Source organism: Meridianimaribacter sp. CL38 (assembly GCF_004328055.1).
Lineage (GTDB): Bacteria > Bacteroidota > Bacteroidia > Flavobacteriales > Flavobacteriaceae > Gaetbulibacter_B > Gaetbulibacter_B jejuensis.
Map to the genome: position 1 here is coordinate 91,206 of NZ_QKWS01000004.1, position 19,609 is coordinate 110,814.

32 protein-coding genes are annotated in these 19,609 nt (G+C 33.8%); 31 read left to right on the plus strand and 1 reads right to left on the minus strand.

Annotation, left to right across the window (positions count from 1 at the left end; translation table 11 throughout):
• Positions 1-4 precede the first annotated feature (4 nt).
• The 31 genes from rplW to DMZ43_RS10785 all read left to right on the plus strand — a co-directional run bounded on the left by rplW (position 5) and on the right by DMZ43_RS10785 (position 19,341).
• Entirely contained in the window at positions 5-295 is a 291-nt protein-coding gene (gene rplW, locus DMZ43_RS10635; RefSeq protein WP_131508149.1) for a 50S ribosomal protein L23, read from the plus strand.
• A gap of 10 nt (positions 296-305) precedes the next feature.
• Positions 306-1,133: a 50S ribosomal protein L2 gene (gene rplB / locus DMZ43_RS10640; protein ID WP_129761439.1), complete on the plus strand. Its 828-nt coding sequence runs from the start codon at positions 306-308 to the stop codon at positions 1,131-1,133.
• 10 nt (positions 1,134-1,143) lie between these two features.
• On the plus strand, positions 1,144-1,422 hold the full coding sequence (gene rpsS / locus DMZ43_RS10645) for a 30S ribosomal protein S19 (protein ID WP_008269180.1): 279 nt from the start codon (positions 1,144-1,146) through the stop codon (positions 1,420-1,422).
• A gap of 8 nt (positions 1,423-1,430) precedes the next feature.
• Positions 1,431-1,838 (plus strand): 50S ribosomal protein L22, encoded by a 408-nt coding sequence (gene rplV / locus DMZ43_RS10650; protein WP_129761438.1) that lies wholly within the window; start codon positions 1,431-1,433, stop codon positions 1,836-1,838.
• Positions 1,839-1,847: 9 nt separating this feature from the next.
• Positions 1,848-2,567 carry a 30S ribosomal protein S3 gene (rpsC, locus tag DMZ43_RS10655; RefSeq protein WP_129761437.1) on the plus strand — a complete coding sequence of 240 codons (720 nt, stop codon included), beginning with the start codon at positions 1,848-1,850 and terminating at the stop codon, positions 2,565-2,567.
• A gap of 18 nt (positions 2,568-2,585) precedes the next feature.
• Positions 2,586-3,005 carry a 50S ribosomal protein L16 gene (gene rplP, locus DMZ43_RS10660; RefSeq protein ID WP_129761436.1) on the plus strand — a complete coding sequence of 140 codons (420 nt, stop codon included), beginning with the start codon at positions 2,586-2,588 and terminating at the stop codon, positions 3,003-3,005.
• Positions 3,006-3,015: 10 nt separating this feature from the next.
• Positions 3,016-3,207 (plus strand): 50S ribosomal protein L29, encoded by a 192-nt coding sequence (gene rpmC / locus DMZ43_RS10665; protein WP_129761435.1) that lies wholly within the window; start codon positions 3,016-3,018, stop codon positions 3,205-3,207.
• Between the two features lie 17 nt (positions 3,208-3,224).
• Positions 3,225-3,482, plus strand: coding sequence for a 30S ribosomal protein S17 (rpsQ, locus tag DMZ43_RS10670; protein WP_073085362.1), 258 nt, complete (start codon positions 3,225-3,227; stop codon positions 3,480-3,482).
• A gap of 2 nt (positions 3,483-3,484) precedes the next feature.
• Positions 3,485-3,853 carry a 50S ribosomal protein L14 gene (gene rplN / locus DMZ43_RS10675; RefSeq protein ID WP_129761434.1) on the plus strand — a complete coding sequence of 123 codons (369 nt, stop codon included), beginning with the start codon at positions 3,485-3,487 and terminating at the stop codon, positions 3,851-3,853.
• A gap of 12 nt (positions 3,854-3,865) precedes the next feature.
• Positions 3,866-4,177: a 50S ribosomal protein L24 gene (rplX, locus tag DMZ43_RS10680; protein WP_129761433.1), complete on the plus strand. Its 312-nt coding sequence runs from the start codon at positions 3,866-3,868 to the stop codon at positions 4,175-4,177.
• Positions 4,178-4,179: 2 nt separating this feature from the next.
• Positions 4,180-4,731 (plus strand): 50S ribosomal protein L5, encoded by a 552-nt coding sequence (gene rplE / locus DMZ43_RS10685; protein WP_129761432.1) that lies wholly within the window; start codon positions 4,180-4,182, stop codon positions 4,729-4,731.
• Positions 4,732-4,734: 3 nt separating this feature from the next.
• The gene (gene rpsN, locus DMZ43_RS10690; RefSeq protein WP_129761431.1) at positions 4,735-5,004 is read left to right on the plus strand and encodes a 30S ribosomal protein S14; all 270 of its coding nucleotides are present in this window, start codon (positions 4,735-4,737) and stop codon (positions 5,002-5,004) included.
• A gap of 71 nt (positions 5,005-5,075) precedes the next feature.
• Entirely contained in the window at positions 5,076-5,474 is a 399-nt protein-coding gene (gene rpsH / locus DMZ43_RS10695) for a 30S ribosomal protein S8 (RefSeq protein WP_129761430.1), read from the plus strand.
• A 17-nt stretch (positions 5,475-5,491) separates the two neighbouring features.
• Entirely contained in the window at positions 5,492-6,034 is a 543-nt protein-coding gene (rplF, locus tag DMZ43_RS10700) for a 50S ribosomal protein L6 (protein WP_131508151.1), read from the plus strand.
• 10 nt (positions 6,035-6,044) lie between these two features.
• On the plus strand, positions 6,045-6,401 hold the full coding sequence (gene rplR, locus DMZ43_RS10705; protein WP_129761428.1) for a 50S ribosomal protein L18: 357 nt from the start codon (positions 6,045-6,047) through the stop codon (positions 6,399-6,401).
• Positions 6,402-6,407: 6 nt separating this feature from the next.
• Entirely contained in the window at positions 6,408-6,932 is a 525-nt protein-coding gene (rpsE, locus tag DMZ43_RS10710; RefSeq protein WP_129761427.1) for a 30S ribosomal protein S5, read from the plus strand.
• A gap of 11 nt (positions 6,933-6,943) precedes the next feature.
• On the plus strand, positions 6,944-7,126 hold the full coding sequence (gene rpmD / locus DMZ43_RS10715) for a 50S ribosomal protein L30 (RefSeq protein ID WP_129761426.1): 183 nt from the start codon (positions 6,944-6,946) through the stop codon (positions 7,124-7,126).
• A 12-nt stretch (positions 7,127-7,138) separates the two neighbouring features.
• The gene (gene rplO, locus DMZ43_RS10720; RefSeq protein WP_129761425.1) at positions 7,139-7,591 is read left to right on the plus strand and encodes a 50S ribosomal protein L15; all 453 of its coding nucleotides are present in this window, start codon (positions 7,139-7,141) and stop codon (positions 7,589-7,591) included.
• A gap of 13 nt (positions 7,592-7,604) precedes the next feature.
• The gene (secY, locus tag DMZ43_RS10725; protein WP_131508153.1) at positions 7,605-8,963 is read left to right on the plus strand and encodes a preprotein translocase subunit SecY; all 1,359 of its coding nucleotides are present in this window, start codon (positions 7,605-7,607) and stop codon (positions 8,961-8,963) included.
• Between the two features lie 11 nt (positions 8,964-8,974).
• Entirely contained in the window at positions 8,975-9,190 is a 216-nt protein-coding gene (infA, locus tag DMZ43_RS10730) for a translation initiation factor IF-1 (protein ID WP_007094967.1), read from the plus strand.
• A 4-nt stretch (positions 9,191-9,194) separates the two neighbouring features.
• Positions 9,195-9,311: a type B 50S ribosomal protein L36 gene (ykgO, locus tag DMZ43_RS10735; protein WP_008269159.1), complete on the plus strand. Its 117-nt coding sequence runs from the start codon at positions 9,195-9,197 to the stop codon at positions 9,309-9,311.
• A 2-nt stretch (positions 9,312-9,313) separates the two neighbouring features.
• Positions 9,314-9,688 carry a 30S ribosomal protein S13 gene (rpsM, locus tag DMZ43_RS10740; RefSeq protein WP_129761423.1) on the plus strand — a complete coding sequence of 125 codons (375 nt, stop codon included), beginning with the start codon at positions 9,314-9,316 and terminating at the stop codon, positions 9,686-9,688.
• Positions 9,689-9,793: 105 nt separating this feature from the next.
• Positions 9,794-10,177, plus strand: a complete 384-nt coding sequence (gene rpsK / locus DMZ43_RS10745; protein WP_129761422.1) for a 30S ribosomal protein S11 — start codon at positions 9,794-9,796, stop codon at positions 10,175-10,177.
• A gap of 170 nt (positions 10,178-10,347) precedes the next feature.
• Complete coding sequence (gene rpsD, locus DMZ43_RS10750) at positions 10,348-10,953, plus strand: 30S ribosomal protein S4 (protein ID WP_129761421.1); 606 nt, start codon at positions 10,348-10,350, stop codon at positions 10,951-10,953.
• A 95-nt stretch (positions 10,954-11,048) separates the two neighbouring features.
• The gene (locus DMZ43_RS10755; protein ID WP_129761420.1) at positions 11,049-12,041 is read left to right on the plus strand and encodes a DNA-directed RNA polymerase subunit alpha; all 993 of its coding nucleotides are present in this window, start codon (positions 11,049-11,051) and stop codon (positions 12,039-12,041) included.
• Between the two features lie 63 nt (positions 12,042-12,104).
• Positions 12,105-12,578 carry a 50S ribosomal protein L17 gene (rplQ, locus tag DMZ43_RS10760; RefSeq protein ID WP_129761419.1) on the plus strand — a complete coding sequence of 158 codons (474 nt, stop codon included), beginning with the start codon at positions 12,105-12,107 and terminating at the stop codon, positions 12,576-12,578.
• A gap of 85 nt (positions 12,579-12,663) precedes the next feature.
• Positions 12,664-13,767 carry a glutamine-hydrolyzing carbamoyl-phosphate synthase small subunit gene (gene carA, locus DMZ43_RS10765; RefSeq protein ID WP_131508155.1) on the plus strand — a complete coding sequence of 368 codons (1,104 nt, stop codon included), beginning with the start codon at positions 12,664-12,666 and terminating at the stop codon, positions 13,765-13,767.
• Positions 13,768-13,922: 155 nt separating this feature from the next.
• Positions 13,923-15,212 (plus strand): phosphopyruvate hydratase, encoded by a 1,290-nt coding sequence (gene eno, locus DMZ43_RS10770; RefSeq protein WP_131508157.1) that lies wholly within the window; start codon positions 13,923-13,925, stop codon positions 15,210-15,212.
• Between the two features lie 141 nt (positions 15,213-15,353).
• The gene (locus tag DMZ43_RS10775; RefSeq protein ID WP_131508159.1) at positions 15,354-16,898 is read left to right on the plus strand and encodes a glycogen synthase; all 1,545 of its coding nucleotides are present in this window, start codon (positions 15,354-15,356) and stop codon (positions 16,896-16,898) included.
• A gap of 173 nt (positions 16,899-17,071) precedes the next feature.
• On the plus strand, positions 17,072-18,358 hold the full coding sequence (locus DMZ43_RS10780) for a citrate synthase (protein ID WP_131508160.1): 1,287 nt from the start codon (positions 17,072-17,074) through the stop codon (positions 18,356-18,358).
• 68 nt (positions 18,359-18,426) lie between these two features.
• Complete coding sequence (locus DMZ43_RS10785) at positions 18,427-19,341, plus strand: dimethylarginine dimethylaminohydrolase family protein (protein ID WP_131508162.1); 915 nt, start codon at positions 18,427-18,429, stop codon at positions 19,339-19,341.
• Position 19,342: 1 nt separating this feature from the next.
• Here DMZ43_RS10785 and DMZ43_RS10790 read toward each other — a convergent pair whose 3' ends face one another.
• Positions 19,343-19,609: an acyl-CoA-binding protein gene (locus tag DMZ43_RS10790; protein WP_129761413.1), complete on the minus strand. Its 267-nt coding sequence runs from the start codon at positions 19,607-19,609 to the stop codon at positions 19,343-19,345.

The following is a 19,609-nucleotide window of genomic DNA, read 5'->3' on the forward strand; positions in this document are numbered from 1 at the left end:
AACCATGAGTATCTTAATTAAACCTATTATCACTGAAAAAGCGACAACTAATAGTGAGTTAAACAACTGCTTTAGTTTCCAAGTGAATACAAAGGCGAACAAGGTAGAAATCAAAAAAGCAGTTGAAGCTGCTTATGGAGTTTCTGTTGAAAAAGTTCGTACTATAAATGTCCGTCCAGATAGAAGAACCCGTTACACAAAAACAGGTATTCAACATGGTAAAACAAATGCTATTAAAAAAGCAATTGTACAACTGGTGGAAGGTGAGACTATTGATTTATACAGTAACATGTAATTAGACGAAAATGTCAGTAAGAAAATTAAAACCGATCACATCAGCTCAGCGTTTTAGAGTAGTAAATGGATTTGACGCCATCACTACTGATAAGCCGGAGAAAAGTTTACTTGCTCCGAACAAAAGATCTGGTGGTAGAAACAGTCAAGGAAAAATGACCATGCGCCATATTGGTGGAGGTCATAAGAAGAAGTATCGTATCATTGATTTTAAGCGTAACAAAACTGGAATTCCAGCTGAAGTTAAAACAATTGAATACGATCCAAACAGAACAGCTTTTATCGCGTTATTGAACTACCAAGACGGAGAAAAAAGATACATTATTGCTCAAAACGGTCTACAAGTTGGACAAAACATTGTTTCGGGTAAAGAAGGTATCGCTCCTGAAATTGGTAATGCAATGCCTTTAAGCCAAATTCCTCTTGGTACTATTATCTCTTGTATAGAGTTACGTCCAGGTCAAGGAGCAGTTATGGCAAGAAGCGCAGGAGCGTTTGCTCAATTAATGGCAAGAGACGGAAAATTTGCAACTATTAAATTACCATCAGGTGAAACACGTTTAGTGCTTGCAGATTGTATGGCAACAATAGGTGTTATATCAAACTCTGACCACCAGTTGTTAGTATCTGGTAAAGCAGGTAGAACACGTTGGTTAGGAAGAAGACCTAGAGTGAGACCAGTAGTAATGAACCCAGTTGATCACCCAATGGGTGGTGGAGAAGGACGTTCGTCTGGTGGACACCCAAGATCTAGAAATGGTATTCCAGCTAAAGGTTATAGAACACGTTCTAAAACCAAAGCGAGTAACAAGTATATTGTAGAACGTAGAAAGAAATAATTGAGATAATATGGCACGTTCATTAAAAAAAGGACCTTACATCCATTATAAATTAGAAAAGAAAGTTGCAGAAAACGTAGCTTCAAATAAAAAGACTGTTATTAAAACTTGGTCTAGAGCATCAATGATTTCACCAGATTTCGTAGGGCAGACTATAGCTGTACACAACGGTCGTCAATTTGTACCAGTTTATGTAACTGAAAATATGGTAGGTCATAAATTAGGAGAATTTTCACCAACACGTTCGTTTAGAGGACATGCAGGTGCAAAAAATAAAGGTAAAAAATAAGTAGAGCTATGGGAAGTCGTAAAAAACAAATGGCAGATGCTATAAAGGAAGACAGAAAACAAGTTGCTTTTGCAAAGTTGAACAACTGTCCAACCTCACCAAGAAAAATGCGTTTAGTTGCAGACTTGGTTAGAGGTCAAAAAGCTGAGAAAGCTCTTCAAATTTTAAGGTTTAGTTCAAAAGAAGCATCTCGTCGCTTAGAGAAGTTATTGTTATCTGCAATAGCTAACTGGCAAGCAAAAAACGAAGATGCAAGTATTGAGGACGCAAACCTATTTGTAAAAGAGATCAGAGTTGATGGAGGATCTATGTTAAAAAGATTACGTCCAGCGCCTCAAGGTCGTGCACACAGAATTAGAAAACGTTCGAATCACGTAACAGTTGTGATTGGAGCATTAAATAACACACAAAGCTAAGATAGAGGTATGGGACAAAAAACAAATCCAATCGGAAATCGCTTAGGAATCATCAGAGGATGGGAATCTAACTGGTATGGTGGAAACGATTATGGAGACAAACTTGCTGAAGACGACAAAATCAGAAAGTACATCCATGCACGTTTATCAAAAGCTAGTGTGTCTAGAGTAATTATTGAGCGTACACTTAAACTTGTAACCGTTACTATCACTACTGCAAGACCTGGTATTATTATCGGGAAAGGTGGTCAAGAGGTAGACAAGTTAAAAGAAGAGCTTAAGAAAATTACAGATAAGGAAGTTCAATTGAACATCTTCGAAATTAAGAGACCTGAATTAGATGCATTCTTAGTAGGATCAAGCATTGCACGTCAAATTGAAAATCGTATTTCTTACCGTCGTGCAATAAAAATGGCTATTGCTGCTGCTATGCGTATGAATGCTGAAGGAATCAAGATTCAAATTAGTGGTCGTTTAAACGGAGCTGAAATGGCACGTAGCGAGCACTACAAAGAAGGTAGAATTCCATTATCAACATTTAGAGCCGATATTGACTATGCTTTAGTTGAAGCTCATACTACTTACGGTAGATTGGGAATTAAAGTATGGATCATGAAAGGTGAAGTATATGGTAAAAGAGAACTTTCTCCACTTGTAGGGTTGTCTAAAAAACAAGGTAAGTCTGGTGGAGGACGTGGTGGGAACAATAAATCTCGTCGCAGAAAGTAATTTTTAAAGTAAAAGAAAATGTTACAACCGAAAAAAACAAAATTTCGTAAAGTCCAAAAAGGACGTATGAAAGGAAATTCCGGAAGAGGACACCAGTTATCTAATGGAATGTTTGGTATAAAATCACTCGATTCGAATTTCTTAACATCACGTCAAATAGAAGCAGCTCGTATTGCCGCAACACGTTACATGAAAAGAGAAGGGCAACTTTGGATTAAAATATTTCCAGACAAGCCTATAACAAAGAAACCTCTTGAAGTACGTATGGGTAAAGGTAAAGGTTCTGTAGAATATTGGGTAGCTGTGGTAAAACCAGGAAGAGTTTTATTTGAAGTTGGAGGTGTGCCTTTAGAAACTGCTAAAGAAGCATTACGTTTAGCAGCTCAAAAGTTACCAGTTAAAACAAAGTTTATAATAGCTCGAGATTACGAGGCTTAATAGTAGTATTATGAAGCAATCAGAAATTAAACAGCTATCAACGGCTGAGTTACAAGAAAAACTTGGTGAGACACAAAAGAGTTATGCTGACCTAAAAATGGCTCACGCAGTATCTCCTTTAGAGAATCCAATCCAGTTACGAAACGTAAGACGTTCAGTAGCTAGAATCGCAACTGAATTAACTAAAAGAGAAATACAATAATTGTATTCCGCTGAAAGATGGAAAAAAGAAACTTAAGAAAAGAACGTATAGGAGTTGTTACAAGTAACAAAATGCAGAAATCAATTGTGGTATCTGAGGTTAAAAAAGTAAAACATCCTATGTATGGAAAATTCGTGTTAAAAACGAAAAAATACGTTGCACACGATGAGACAAACGACTGTAACATTGGAGATACAGTAAAGATCATGGAAACAAGACCTTTAAGTAAATCTAAATGTTGGAGATTAGTAGAAATAATTGAAAGAGCGAAGTAATTATGGTACAACAAGAATCAAGATTAAAAGTAGCTGATAACACTGGAGCAAAAGAAGTATTAACAATACGTGTTCTAGGTGGAACCAAAAGAAGATATGCTTCTATTGGTGACAAAATAGTAGTTTCAGTAAAAGACGCAACTCCTAACGGAAACATTAAAAAAGGAGCAGTATCAACAGCTGTTGTTGTGCGTACAGTAAAAGAAGTAAGACGTCCAGACGGATCTTATATCAGATTTGACGATAACGCTTGTGTACTTTTAAATCCGCAAGGAGAAATGAGAGGAACACGTGTTTTTGGACCTGTTGCTAGAGAACTTCGTGATAAACAATTCATGAAAATTGTATCATTAGCACCAGAAGTGCTTTAATTGATAAACAAGATGACAAAGCTTAAAATAAAATCAGGAGATACAGTACAAGTAATCGCTGGAGATCACAAAGGGTCTGAAGGGAAAGTACTTAAAGTATTTATCGATAAAAACAAGGCCATCGTAGAAGGTGTAAACATGGTAAAGAAACACACTAAACCAAGTGCACAAAACCCTCAAGGTGGTATCGTAGAAAAAGAAGCACCAATTCATATCTCTAACTTGTCACTTTTAACAAGTAAAGGTGAACCAACAAGAGTAGGATATAAAATGGAAGGTGATAAGAAAGTAAGATTTTCTACAAAATCTAATGAAGTAATATAATTATGGCTTACATTCCAAGATTAAAACAAGAGTACAAGGACAAAATAGTTTCTGCTCTTACAGAAGAATTCGGTTATAAAAATGTAATGCAAGTTCCAAAACTTAAAAAGATTGTAATCTCTAAAGGTGTTGGAGCAGCAGTAGCAGATAAAAAATTAATTGATCACGCTGTTGAAGAATTAACAAAAATATCTGGTCAAAAAGCTGTTGCAACTTTATCTAAAAAAGACGTTGCATCATTCAAATTACGTAAAGGAATGCCAATAGGTGCTAAAGTAACACTTAGAGGTGAGCAAATGTATGAGTTTTTAGACCGTTTGATTACTTCAGCTTTACCACGAGTTAGAGACTTTGATGGTATTAAAGCTACAGGATTTGATGGTAGAGGTAACTACAACTTAGGAGTTACTGAGCAAATCATTTTCCCTGAGATTGATATTGACAAGATCAACAGAATTTCTGGTATGGATATTACTTTCGTAACATCTGCAGACACAGATAAAGAAGCACAATCGTTATTAACTGAATTAGGATTACCTTTTCAAAAGAACTAAGATATGGCTAAAGAATCAATGAAAGCCCGTGAGGTGAAAAGAGCAAAAACGGTAGCAAAATATGCTGAAAAACGTAAAGCTTTAAAAGAAGCTGGAGACTACGAAGCATTACAAAAGTTACCAAGAAATGCATCACCTGTACGTATGCACAACCGTTGTAAATTAACAGGAAGACCAAAAGGATATGTACGTACATTTGGAATTTCTCGTGTAATGTTACGCGAAATGGCTAACAAAGGCTTAATACCAGGAGTTAAAAAAGCAAGTTGGTAAACAAAGAATTATAAATTGGTTTGAAGTTCGAAAAACTAATTTTCGAAAACCAAAACCGCAAATTAATATAAATGTATACAGATCCAATCGCAGATTATCTAACGAGAGTTAGAAATGCAGTAAAAGCTAACCACAGAGTGGTTGAGATACCTGCATCTAATCTAAAAAAAGAAATTACTAAAATATTATTCGATCAAGGATATATTTTAAGTTACAAGTTTGATGACTCTACAGTACAAGGAACTATTAAAATAGCTCTTAAGTACAATAAAGAGACTAAAGAACCTGTAATCAAGAAAATTCAAAGAATAAGTAAACCAGGTTTACGTAAATACGCAAGTGCTAACGAAATGCCAAGAATCCTTAACGGTCTTGGAATTGCAATTGTTTCAACATCTCATGGTGTATTAACAGGAAAACAAGCGCAAAGAGAAAACGTTGGTGGAGAATTATTGTGTTACGTTTACTAATTTAAAACAGAAAGAACATGTCAAGAATAGGTAATAACCCAGTAACTATCCCACAAGGAGTTACAGTAGAAGTTAAAGACAATGTAATTACTGTAAAAGGTAAATTAGGTGAATTAACTCAAGAATTTTCAGACGTAGATATAGCTGTTGAAGAAGGAAGCGTACAAGTAACGCGTTCAACAGATAAAAAAGACCAAAGAGCAAAGCATGGTCTTTACAGAGCTTTAATCAACAACATGATTAAAGGTGTATCTGAAGGATGGACAAAAGAACTAGAATTGGTAGGTGTAGGTTATAGAGCATCTAACCAAGGACAAAAATTGGATTTAGCTTTAGGATTTTCTCACAACATTATTTTGGATTTAGCTCCAGAAGTAAAAGTAGAGACAATCTCTGAAAAAGGAAAAAACCCAATCGTAAAATTAACATCTCACGACAAACAATTGGTAGGACAAGTAGCAGCGAAAATTCGTGCATTTAGAAAACCAGAACCTTACAAAGGAAAAGGAATTAAGTTTGTAGGAGAAGTATTAAGAAGAAAAGCAGGTAAATCAGCTTAATAGTTTAGTTATGGCATTAACAAAGAATCAAAAAAGATTAAGAATAAAAAGCAGAATTCGTAAGGTAGTTTCAGGAACTGAATCTAGACCACGTTTAGCTGTATTTAGAAGTAATAAAGAAATTTATGCTCAAGTTGTGGATGATGTAACAGGTAAAACTATCAGTGCTGCATCTTCAAGAGACAAAGACATTAGTTCTGCAAAAGGTACTAAAACAGAAATTGCTGCCTTAGTTGGTAAAGCAGTAGCTGAAAAAGCATTAAAAGCAGGTGTAGAAACTATCTCTTTTGACAGAGGTGGATATCAATATCACGGAAGAGTAAAATCGTTAGCAGAAGGTGCTAGAGAAGGCGGACTAAAATTTTAAGACATTATGTATCAAAAATATAAAAACGCAGAATTAGTAAAACCAGGTGGATTAGATCTTAAAGATCGTTTAGTTGGTGTACAAAGAGTTACAAAAGTAACTAAAGGTGGTAGAGCATTTGGTTTTTCAGCTATCGTAGTAGTAGGTGATGAAGCAGGTGTAGTAGGACATGGTTTAGGAAAATCTAAAGATGTTGCTACCGCAATTGCAAAAGCAGTTGAAGACGCAAAGAAAAACTTGGTTAGAATACCAATCATCAAAAAAACTTTGCCACACGAGCAAAAAGGTAAATTTGGTGGAGCTAGAGTAAACATTATTCCTGCTGCTCCTGGTACAGGAGTAATTGCTGGTGGAGCTGTAAGAACAGTTCTTGAAGCAGTAGGTGTACATGATGTATTATCTAAATCTCAAGGATCTTCTAACCCTCACAACGTTGTTAAAGCTACTTTTGATGCTTTATTACAATTAAGAAGTGCTGACACAGTTGCTAAGGATAGAGGAATATCATTAGAAAAAGTATTTAACGGTTAATCTTAAGGAAGATGGCAAAGATCAAAGTAACAAAAGTAAAAAGTACAATCAATCGTACTCAAACCCAAAAGAGAACTTTAGAGGCTTTAGGTTTAAAAAGAATCGGTCAGGTTGTAGAACATGATGCCACTCCAAATATCGTTGGTATGGTTAATAAAGTTAAACATTTAGTTTCTGTTGAAGAAACAAAATAATAAGACACAAAAATGGACTTAAGTAATTTAAAACCAGCTGAAGGCTCAGTTAAAAATCAAGGAAAAAGAGTAGGTAGAGGACAAGGTTCTGGAAAAGGTGGTACTGCAACACGTGGTCACAAAGGAGCAAAGTCTCGTTCTGGATATTCTAAAAAACTTGGTTTTGAAGGTGGACAAATGCCACTTCAAAGACGTGTGCCTAAATTCGGATTTACTAACATCAACCGTGTAGAATATCAAGGTGTAAATCTTGATACATTACAACAATTGGTTGACGATAAGAAGATAAAAGATACTATAGATTTTGAAACGCTAGTACAATTACGTTTGGCTGGTAAAAACGATTTAGTAAAAATATTAGGTCGTGGAGAATTAAAATCTAAATTAAAAGTATCTGCTCATAAATTTACTGCTTCAGCAAAAGCTGCTATTGAAGCTGCAGGAGGAGAAGCTGTAACTTTATAAGATTATTATAAGTATGAAATTTATAGACACTATAAAAAATGTTTGGAAAATAACGGAACTAAAAGACCGAATCATGTTAACACTTGGTTTGCTTTTAGTTTACCGTTTTGGTGCACAAATTGTGCTTCCAGGTATTGACTTTACTAAATTATCAGGATTACAAGGAGATGCTGCCGAAGGTGGATTAATTTGGTTAATCAATGCGTTTACTGGTGGAGGTTTTTCTAACGCATCAGTATTTGCCCTAGGTATTATGCCTTATATCTCTGCTTCTATTGTAGTGCAGTTAATGGGAATAGCAATTCCTTATTTACAAAAACTTCAAAAAGAAGGAGCAAGTGGTCAAAAGAAAATCACTCAAATTACCCGTTGGTTAACAATAGGTATCTGTTTGGTTCAAGCACCAGGATATTTAGCAAGCTTACCATCATTAACAGGAGTTAACTCAACAAGTGCACTTTTAGTTAATGGTTTTTCTCCAACTACATTTATGATTTCTTCAGTAATAATATTAGTTACTGGATGTATTTTTGCAATGTGGTTAGGTGAAAAAATTACTGATAAAGGTATTGGTAATGGTATTTCATTATTAATTATGGTAGGTATTATAGCTACTTTACCACAATCATTTTTACAAGAGTATGCAGCAAGAGTAACACAATCTAATGGAGGTTTAATTATGATTTTAATTGAGCTTGTTATTTGGTTGTTAATTATACTAGGCTCAGTAATGCTAGTTATGGCAGTACGTAAAATTGCAGTGCAATATGCAAGACGTACAGCTACAGGTGGATACGAAAAAAATGCATTTGGCTCTAGACAGTTTTTACCATTAAAGTTAAACGCTTCAGGAGTTATGCCAATCATCTTTGCTCAAGCTATCATGTTTGTGCCAAGTTTAATTGGTAAATCATTTGGATCAGGAGAAGTAGGTACATGGATGCAAACACAGTTTTCTGATATTTTCGGATTTTGGTACAACCTAGTATTTGCACTCTTAATTATAGTGTTTACATATTTTTATACAGCTATTACAGTACCAACAAACAAAATGGCTGACGACTTAAAACGAAGCGGAGGTTTTATTCCAGGTATTAGACCAGGAACTGAAACTTCTGAGTATTTAGATAAAATAATGTCTCAAATAACTTTACCAGGATCATTATTCTTAGCATTAATAGCTGTGTTCCCAGCAATTATTGTAAAGCTTATGGATGTACAAGCTGGTTGGGCATTGTTTTTTGGAGGAACGTCATTATTGATTATGGTAGGAGTTGCAATTGATACCATGCAACAAGTAAATTCTTACTTGTTGAATAAACACTATGATGGCTTGATGAAAACAGGTAAAAATAGAAAAGCAGTAGCTTAAAACTATATACTATGGCAAAACAAGCAGCAATAGAACAAGACGGAACAATCATAGAAGCATTATCTAATGCGATGTTTCGTGTTGAATTAGAAAATGGTCATATTGTGACTGCACATATATCTGGTAAAATGCGTATGCATTATATTAAGTTGTTACCAGGAGACAAAGTAAAATTAGAAATGAGTCCTTACGATTTAACAAAGGCTCGTATAACCTATAGATACTAATACGATGAAAGTAAGAGCATCAGTTAAAAAAAGAAGCGCTGATTGTAAATTAGTGCGTAGAAAAGGTAGACTTTACGTAATTAACAAAAAGAATCCTAGATTCAAACAAAGACAAGGATAATTATGGCAAGAATTGCAGGTGTAGACATACCAAAACAGAAAAGAGGAGTAATCTCTTTAACTTATATCTACGGAGTAGGTAAAAGTAGAGCAAAAGAAATTTTGGCAACGGCTAAAGTTGATGAAAGCACAAAAGTACAAGATTGGACAGATGATCAAATTGGAGCAATCCGTGACGCTGTTGGAACTTATACTATAGAAGGTGAATTGCGTTCTGAAACTCAATTAAACATTAAGCGATTAATGGATATTGGATGTTACAGAGGTATTCGTCACAGATCTGGGCTTCCATTAAGAGGTCAACGTACAAAGAACAACTCTAGAACTAGAAAAGGTAGAAGAAAAACCGTTGCTAACAAGAAGAAAGCAACTAAATAATAACAAGACAGTAGTCATTAGTAATTAGACGTTAGATGAATCTGTTCGAAATCGAAAGGTTTAGGATTCTAACAACTAAAAGCTAACAACTAGAAACTAAAAAATATGGCAAAGTCAAGTACTAAAAAACGTAAAGTAATAGTAGATGCAATTGGAGAAGCGCACATTGCTGCATCTTTCAATAACATCATTATCTCTTTAACAAACAAAAAAGGTGACGTAATTTCATGGTCATCTGCTGGTAAAATGGGATTCAGAGGTTCTAAAAAGAACACTCCTTATGCTGCACAATTAGCTGCTGAAGATGCTGCAGGAGTAGCAAAAGAAGCTGGATTAAAGAAAGTGAAAGTGTTTGTTAAAGGTCCTGGAAATGGTAGAGAGTCTGCAATTAGATCTATTCACAACTCTGGTATTGAAGTATCAGAAATCGTAGATGTTACTCCATTACCACATAACGGATGTCGTCCACCAAAACGAAGAAGAGTTTAATTTATATTTTGAAGAATTAATATCAACTGTTTTTTATAGTTGATATTAATTTTTTATATGTAAATTTGCAAACTGAAAAATTTTAAACAAGTATCAACGAGAGATTCACGTTTATCGAAGGATAAGATTAAGACCTTAATTCATAAACACTCTCATAATTTAATTTAAAAATGGCAAGATATACTGGTCCTAAAACTAAAATAGCTCGTAAATTTGGTGAAGCTATTTTTGGAGATGATAAAGCTTTTGAAAAAAGAAATTATCCTCCAGGTCAACATGGTGCAAACAAGCGTCGTGGAAAAAAATCTGAATACGCTGTCCAATTAATGGAGAAGCAAAAAGCAAAATACACTTATGGTATTTTAGAAAAGCAATTCAGAAACATGTTCAAAAAAGCAACTGCTGCTCCAGGAATTACTGGTGAGGTGTTGTTACAACTTTGTGAGTCTCGTTTAGACAACGTAGTTTACAGAATGGGAATGTCTCCTTCACGTAGTGGAGCTAGACAATTAGTATCTCACAGACACATTACTGTTAACGGAAACATCGTAAACATTCCTTCTTACCAATTAAAAGCAGGAGATGTTGTAGCTGTAAGAGAAAAATCAAAATCTTTAGAAGCAATCCAAAATTCATTAACAAACTCTAGTCATGTTTATGAGTGGATTACATGGAATAACGATACTAAACAAGGAACATTTGTATCTGTTCCTGCAAGAGTTCAAATTCCTGAGAACATCAACGAGCAATTCATCGTCGAATTATATTCTAAATAATAAATTAAACATATTGGTATTTAGCCAAAGGATTTATTAGACGTCTTCAAGCTTTTAAATCGCGCAACTAAATAACAATTAAAACGAAGAACACTATGGCAATATTAAATTTTCAAAAGCCTGACAAAGTAATCATGATCGATTCTACTGATTTTGAAGGCAAATTCGAATTCAGACCACTAGAACCAGGTTATGGACTAACAGTAGGAAACGCTTTAAGAAGAGTTTTATTATCTTCTTTAGAAGGTTTCGCAATCACATCTGTAAGAATAGAAGGTGTAGATCACGAGTTTTCTACAATTGCAGGTGTAGTTGAAGATGTAACAGAAATGATTTTGAACTTAAAGCAAGTAAACTTTAAGCGTCAAATAGATGAAATCGATAATGAGTCTGTTTCAATCTCAATTTCTGGTCAAGAGCAAATAACAGCTGGAGATTTCCAAAAGTTTATTTCAGGTTTCCAAGTACTAAACAAAGACTTAGTGATTTGTAACTTAGATCCTAAAGTAAGCATCAATATGGAAATCACTATTGAAAAAGGTAGAGGATATGTTCCTGCTGAAGAAAACAAAAAAGCTTCTGCACCTATTGGAACTATCTTTACTGACTCAATCTATACGCCAATAAAAAACGTGAAGTACAGTATAGAAAACTTCCGTGTTGAACAAAAAACCGATTACGAAAAATTAGTTTTTGAAATCATCACAGACGGTTCTATTCATCCTAAAGATGCATTAACTGAAGCGGCTAAGATATTAATTCACCACTTCATGTTATTCTCTGATGAGCGTATAACTCTTGAGGCTGACGAAATTGCTCAAACTGAAACTTATGATGAAGAATCACTTCACATGAGACAGTTATTAAAAACTAAATTAGTTGATATGGATCTTTCTGTACGTGCCTTAAACTGTTTAAAAGCAGCAGAGGTTGATACATTAGGAGATTTAGTATCATTCAACAAAAATGATTTAATGAAGTTCCGTAACTTCGGTAAAAAATCTTTAACAGAGCTAGAAGAATTAGTAAATGTTAAAGGTCTTAACTTCGGAATGGACTTAAGCAAATACAAATTAGATAAAGATTAATCATATTTTGCTCTCCTTAGACTTACTCTTTGGATTTGGTAGCAAGATGATAAAACAAAAGTCATGAGACACGGAAAGAAATTTAATCATTTAGGTAGAAAAACTGCCCACAGAAAAGCAATGTTAGCTAATATGGCATGTTCTTTAATAGAGCACAAGCGTATTAACACTACAGTAGCTAAAGCTAAAGCGTTAAAACAATTTGTTGAGCCTTTAGTAACAAAATCTAAAGAAGATACTACTCACAACAGACGTATTGTATTTTCTAGATTAAGACAAAAAGAGGCTGTGGCAGAATTATTTAGAGATGTTGCTGCTAAGGTAGGTGATCGTCCTGGAGGATATACAAGAATTATTAAGCTTGGTAACCGTCTTGGTGATAACGCTGATATGGCAATGATAGAATTAGTTGACTACAATGAAATCTACAATGCTGATAAGCCTAAGAAAAAATCTACTCGTAGAAGTAGAAGAGGTGGTAGCAAAGCAGCTGCAGCTCCTGTTGCAGAAACTAAGGCAACTAACGAAGAAGAATAAATGTTAATAAGCATTTGAAATATTAAAGGATAAACATTTTAGTTTATCCTTTTTTTTATGCAATTTTGCGAAACTTTTAGAATCTATGAAGTATAATAAAAGAGAAAAAGCACTAATATTACTAGCAGACGGAACCATATTCTATGGAAAATCAATAGGAAAAAAAGGTACTGCATTTGGAGAGGTTTGCTTTAACACTGGTACTACAGGCTACCAAGAAATATTTACCGATCCATCTTATTTCGGACAATTAATGGTGACTACCAATGCGCACATTGGTAATTATGGAACACTTTCTGAAGAAGTGGAGTCTAATTCCATTAAAATATCAGGTCTAATTTGTAAAAATTTCAGTTTTAATTATTCAAGACCAGCAGCAGATGATTCACTCGAAAATTTCTTTGAGAAGAATAATGTATTGGCTATATCTGATGTAGATACAAGAGCTCTTGTAAGCTATATTAGAGATAATGGAGCTATGAATGCTGTAATTTCTACTGAGGTTGATAATATTGAAGACCTTAAAAAACAACTAGCAGATGTACCAAATATGAATGGTTTAGAGTTGGCTTCTAAAGTATCTACTAAAGAACCATATTATTTTGGTAACGAAAATGCTACGTATAAAATAGCAGCTTTAGATATTGGAATTAAAACTAATATCCTTAGAAATTTAGCTAAAAGAGATGCCTACATTAAGGTGTTTCCTTATAATTCGACTTTTGAAGAGTTAGAAGCATTTAAACCAGATGGCTATTTCTTATCTAATGGACCAGGAGATCCTGAGCCATTGGTTGAAGCACAAAATTTGGCTAAAGAAATCATTAAACGTAACCTTCCGCTATTTGGTATTTGTTTAGGGCACCAAGTAATTGCGTTAGCTAACGGAATTTCTACTTATAAAATGCACCATGGACATAGAGGTATTAATCATCCTGTAAAGAACCTTATTACTGGTAAAGGAGAAATTACTTCACAAAATCATGGTTTTGCTATCAATAGAGAAGAAACTGAAAATCATCCAGATATTGAGATTACTCATTTGCATTTAAATGATGATACTGTAGCAGGTATTAAAATGAAGAGTAAGAACTGTTTTTCAGTTCAATATCATCCAGAAGCAAGTCCTGGACCTCACGATTCGTCGTATCTATTTGACCAATTTATAGAAAATATTAAAAATAAATAATGAACAAACCTCAAAGAAAATTGATTTTCATTGAGGTTTTTTATTTACGAAAACATTTTAGTAAAATTAAAATGTAATAATGAATAGGTAAACACCTTTTAGATTAACAATTTTGTAAATTTGACATACAATTAAACAACATTAAATAGAAACATATGAGCATTATAATTAATATTCATGCAAGACAAATTTTAGATTCACGTGGTAATCCAACTGTAGAGGTTGATGTTACTACAGAAAATGGAGTTGTAGGTAGAGCTGCAGTACCATCAGGAGCGTCAACAGGAGAACATGAAGCAGTTGAACTTAGAGATGGTGGAAATGCCTATATGGGAAAAGGAGTTACAAAAGCTGTAGAAAATGTCAATACTATAATTGCTCAAGAGTTGTTAGGTGTTTCAGTGTTTGAACAAAATGCTATCGATCAATTAATGATTGAATTAGACGGTACACCAAATAAATCAAAATTAGGAGCTAATGCTATTTTAGGAGTGTCTTTAGCTGCTGCTAAAGCCGCTGCAAACGAATTAGGAATGCCATTATACAGATATGTTGGAGGTGTTTCAGCAAACACGTTACCAGTACCAATGATGAATATCATTAATGGAGGTTCTCATAGTGATGCGCCAATAGCATTTCAAGAGTTTATGGTAATGCCTGTAAAAGCAAAAAACTTTACTCATGCTATGCAAATGGGTACAGAAATTTTCCACAACCTTAAAAAAGTATTACACGATAGAGGTCTTAGTACTGCTGTAGGTGATGAAGGAGGTTTTGCTCCAACATTAGATGGTACAGAGGATGCACTTGATACAATTGCCAAAGCTGTTGAAAAAGCAGGTTATAAATTAGGTGATGAAGTAATGATTGCTTTAGATTGTGCTTCGGCCGAATTTTATGTAGATGGAAAATATGACTATACTAAGTTTGAAGGAGACAAAGGTCAAGTAAGAACTAGTCAAGAGCAAGCAGACTACTTAGCTGAATTAGCTGCTAAATATCCTATTATTTCTATTGAAGATGGAATGGATGAAAACGATTGGGAAGGTTGGAAATACTTAACCGAAAAAGTTGGAGATAAAGTACAACTAGTAGGTGACGATTTATTTGTAACAAATGTAGAGCGTTTATCAAGAGGTATTGAAAATGGTATTGCTAACTCAATATTAATTAAAGTAAACCAAATTGGTACCTTAACCGAAACTATTGCAGCTGTTAATATGGCTCATAACGCAGGCTATACGTCAGTGATGTCTCATCGTTCTGGTGAAACTGAAGATAATACTATTGCTGATTTAGCAGTAGCATTAAACACTGGTCAAATTAAAACAGGTTCTGCATCTCGTAGTGATAGAATGGCAAAGTACAATCAGTTATTAAGAATTGAAGAAGAATTAAGTAACGTTGCTTACTATCCTCAAGAAAAGGCTTTTAAAGTAAAGTAATATTTAAAATATGGTATTAAAAAAGGCTTCTGTTTAATTACAGAAGCCTTTTTTACTTTTAACAACTAATTAATGTGTATTAGTTTTTTAAGTAAATTTATTTTAAGTAATTTATACTTCATTATTAAAACTCAGTACTTAATGTCAAATTTCCTTTTTGTTTCTGCTGAAAACGATGCCATCAAAAAATGTAAAGCTGGTGGCATGGGAGATGTTGTTAGAGACGTTCCTAGGCAAATAGCAGCTTTAGGTGATAAAGTTAGTGTTATAACTCCTGCTTATGGACGATTGCACATAGGGCAAAAAAAGATTAAGGAGGTTGAGTTTTCTTATAGAGGAGAAACTGCCAAAGCAATTATTTACCAAGTCGCTCCAAAGAAAGAAATTGAAAATATTACACATTATGTTATTCATCATCCTGATATAAAGTCAGGTAATATTGCCCATATTTATTTTAATGACCCAGAACAACCATTTTATACTGATGCTTGTATGTTCTCCTTATTCTGTAGTGCAGTAGCAGAGAGTATAACACAAAATAGTTTTGGGAAATTAGATGTTGTACACTTACACGATTGGCATACTAGTTTATTGTTGTTTTTAAAAGAATACCATCCTTCTTATAAAGTATTGCAAAATATAAGGTTTGTATATTCAATTCATAATTTGGCTATTCAAGGTATTAGACCATTTAAAGATAATTACTCTTCGTTACATGCTTTTTATCCTGAGTTAGATATAGATTATGAGAATTTAAAAGATCCAAGATATCAAGATTGTATAAACCTTATGGCTGTAGGAATTAAACTAGCCGATGTTGTGCACACAGTGTCTCCTTCCTATAAAGAAGATATAATGAAATCTAGCAATTTTCCAGATTTTATAGGTGGAGAAGGTTTAGAAAACTATTTAAAAGAAGCTAATAAAGAAAAACGCCTAGTAGGAATTTTAAACGGTTGTAATTATCAAAACATAAACTTAGTGCAACATGGAGCATTTTATGTTAATGCTATTCAAGCGATTTTTGAGTGGTTGCAAGAACCTGAAAAAGAATATAAAGCTGATTTTTTAATTCATACAGGAGAAAAAATAGTAAGACTCATAAAAGAACCAGCAAAATTTGTTTGTGCCAGTGTTGCAAGACTAACAGAGCAGAAGTTTTTCTTTTTTAAAAATTCACCTGAATTATTAAAATCAATTTTAGAAAAACTAAAAGCAGTAAATGGTATTTATGTAGTACTTGGAACTGGAGCACCAGAGTATGAGCAGTTATTACAAAACATAAGCTATGAATATGACAACTTTGTGTTTTTTAATGGACAGTCCGAAGAGGTTATTGATTCGATTTATACCGAATCTAATTTATACTTAATGCCCAGTCTTTTTGAACCATGCGGAATCAGTCAAATGTTAGCAATGCGAAATGCGCAACCATGTCTAGTACACCATACAGGTGGATTGAAAGATACTGTTGAACATTTAAAAACAGGATTTTCATTCAACGGAAAAACAATTGATGAAAAGAATGCTAACTTTTTATCGGTATTTTCTCAAGCATTAAAAATCTTTTTTGAAGACAAAAGTCAATGGGATACTATTTGCCTCAATGCTAAATCACAAAAGTTTACTTGGCAATCTTCAGTAAAAGAATATTACAAGAAATTGTATAAAATAAATGTCAAATAATGCTGTAGTTTATGTGCGCTTGTATTTTCAATTATGAGTTACATCCAAGCATCAATTTTCGTAATATCACAATAGATAAATCCTTTATGGAGAAGCTTTAAAAATCCTAAGATATTTCGTATTTTCGTACAATCTTTTTAACAATAAAACTTTAAAAAAATATAAACATAAAAATGTCAGATAAAGCTACATTAGAAATTAACGGTCAAAAACATGAATTTCCTTTAATTACAGGAACCGAAAATGAGGTTGCAATAGATATTAAGGCCTTAAGAAGTGTAACAGGAGGCGTTACTACAATTGATCCAGGTTATAAAAATACAGGATCTTGTGTAAGTGCCATTACATTTCTAGATGGAGAAAAAGGAATATTGAGGTATAGAGGATATTCAATTGAAGAACTAGCTGAAAAAGCAGATTTCCTTGAAGTAGCTTATCTTTTGATTTTTGGAGAATTGCCAACACAAGAGCAATTAGATAAATTTCATTCAGACATAAAAAAGCATTCTGTTGTTGACGACGATGTAAAGAAAATTTTAGATGCTTTCCCTAAGTCAGCACATCCAATGGGAGTTTTATCTTCACTTACAAGTGCATTGACAGCATTTAATCCTTCGTCAGTAAATGTAGATTCTGAAGAAGAAATGTACAATGCTATTGTTAGAATTTTAGGTAAGTTCCCAATCTTAGTAGCATGGACAATGCGTAAGAAAATGGGGTTACCATTAGATTATGGAAGCTCATCATTAGGTTATGTTGAGAACATTTTACAAATGATGTTTAAAAGACCAGATGAAAACTATGAGCAAAACCCAATTTTAGTAAATGCTTTAGACAAGCTTTTAATTTTACATGCTGATCATGAGCAAAACTGTTCAACTTCTACAGTAAGAATTGTAGGTTCTTCGCATGCAGGTTTATTTGCTTCTTTATCTGCAGGTATTTCTGCACTTTGGGGACCTTTACATGGTGGAGCAAATCAAGCAGTTTTAGAAATGCTTGAAGCTATCAAAGAAGATGGAGGAGATACTAAAAAATATATGGGTAAAGCAAAAGACAAAGAAGACCCTTTCCGTTTAATGGGATTCGGACATCGTGTATACAAGAACTTTGACCCAAGAGCTAGAATAATCAAAAAAGCAGCCGATGACGTTTTAGGTGATTTAGGTGTTGAAGATCCTATTTTAGATATTGCAAAAGGATTAGAAAAAGAAGCTTTAGAAGATGATTACTTCGTAAAAAGAAAACTATATCCTAACGTAGATTTCTACTCAGGAATTATTTATAGATCAATGAATATTCCTGTTGAAATGTTTACAGTAATGTTTGCACTAGGGCGTTTACCTGGTTGGATTGCTCAATGGAGAGAAATGCGCTTAAATAAAGAGCCAATAGGTCGTCCAAGACAAGTATATACAGGTGAAACATTAAGATCGTTTAAAGGAATTAACGAGCGTTAAGCTTAGGCTTATTACATCATATAAGCTTCATTATTTATTTTAATGAAGCTTTTTTTATAATTTATATTATGCTGAAATTGAATGTTAAAAATGAAACCTCTCGTCTTAGAGCAGTGGTTTTAGGAACAGCTAAAAGTAATGGTCCAACTCCTAAAATAGAGGACGCATACGACCCAAAATCTCTTGAGCACATAAAAGCAGGGACATATCCCTTAGAAGCCGATATGGTTAATGAAATGGAAGCAGTAGCTAAAGTTTTTGAAAAGTATGATGTAAAAGTGTACAGACCTAATATTATTGAGGACTGTAATCAAATTTTTGCCAGAGATATAGCTTTCGTAATTGATGATGTGTTTGTAAAAGCCAATATATTACCAGATCGAGAAGAAGAGCTAGAAGCCATTCAATATGTTATTGATCAAATTGACCCTAAAAAAGTAATTAGACCTCCTGAAGAAGCTCACATTGAAGGAGGAGATGTGATTGTATGGAATGACCATATCTTTATTGGAACTTACCGAGGAGCTGATTATTCTGATTATATTGTGGCTCGTACAAACCAATTAGGTGTAGATTACATTACTGAAAAATTTCCGCATAAAACCATAAAAAGTTTCGACCTTAAAAAATCTCAAGTAAACCCTAGAGACAATGCTTTACATTTAGATTGCTGCTTTCAACCAATAGGAACAAATAAAGCAATCTTACATAAAGAAGGGTTTTTAGTTGAAGAAGAGTATGAGTGGTTGCTTAATTTCTTTGGAGAAGAAAATTGTTTTGTCATTACAAAAGACGAAATGTATGATATGAACAGTAATATTTTTTCAATATCTGAAGACGTGATTATCTCAGAAAAAAACTTTACAAGATTAAATACTTGGTTAAGAAAAAATGGATTTACTGTTGAAGAAGTTCCTTATGCAGAAATAGCTAAACAAGAAGGTTTACTACGTTGCTCTACAATGCCTTTGATAAGGGATTAACTTATTTTCGGTATAAAAAATAATTGTTTACCAAATCAATATAAATACGTTTAGCTTCATCTGGCGAAACATCTTTAACCTGAAATAATGCATTTGTTTTAAACGCGTTAATTATAGGCTTTCGGCTACTTGGTCTACCATAGTTGTTTGTAGCCTTTTTGTAGTAAGCATAAAGGCGAAGTAAAAAATCAGCCGGAAAAGGTTCGGTATGATTGTTTATACGCTCTACAGCGTCTCTAAACTCTATGTCTAGTTCTTCAGGTGTCAT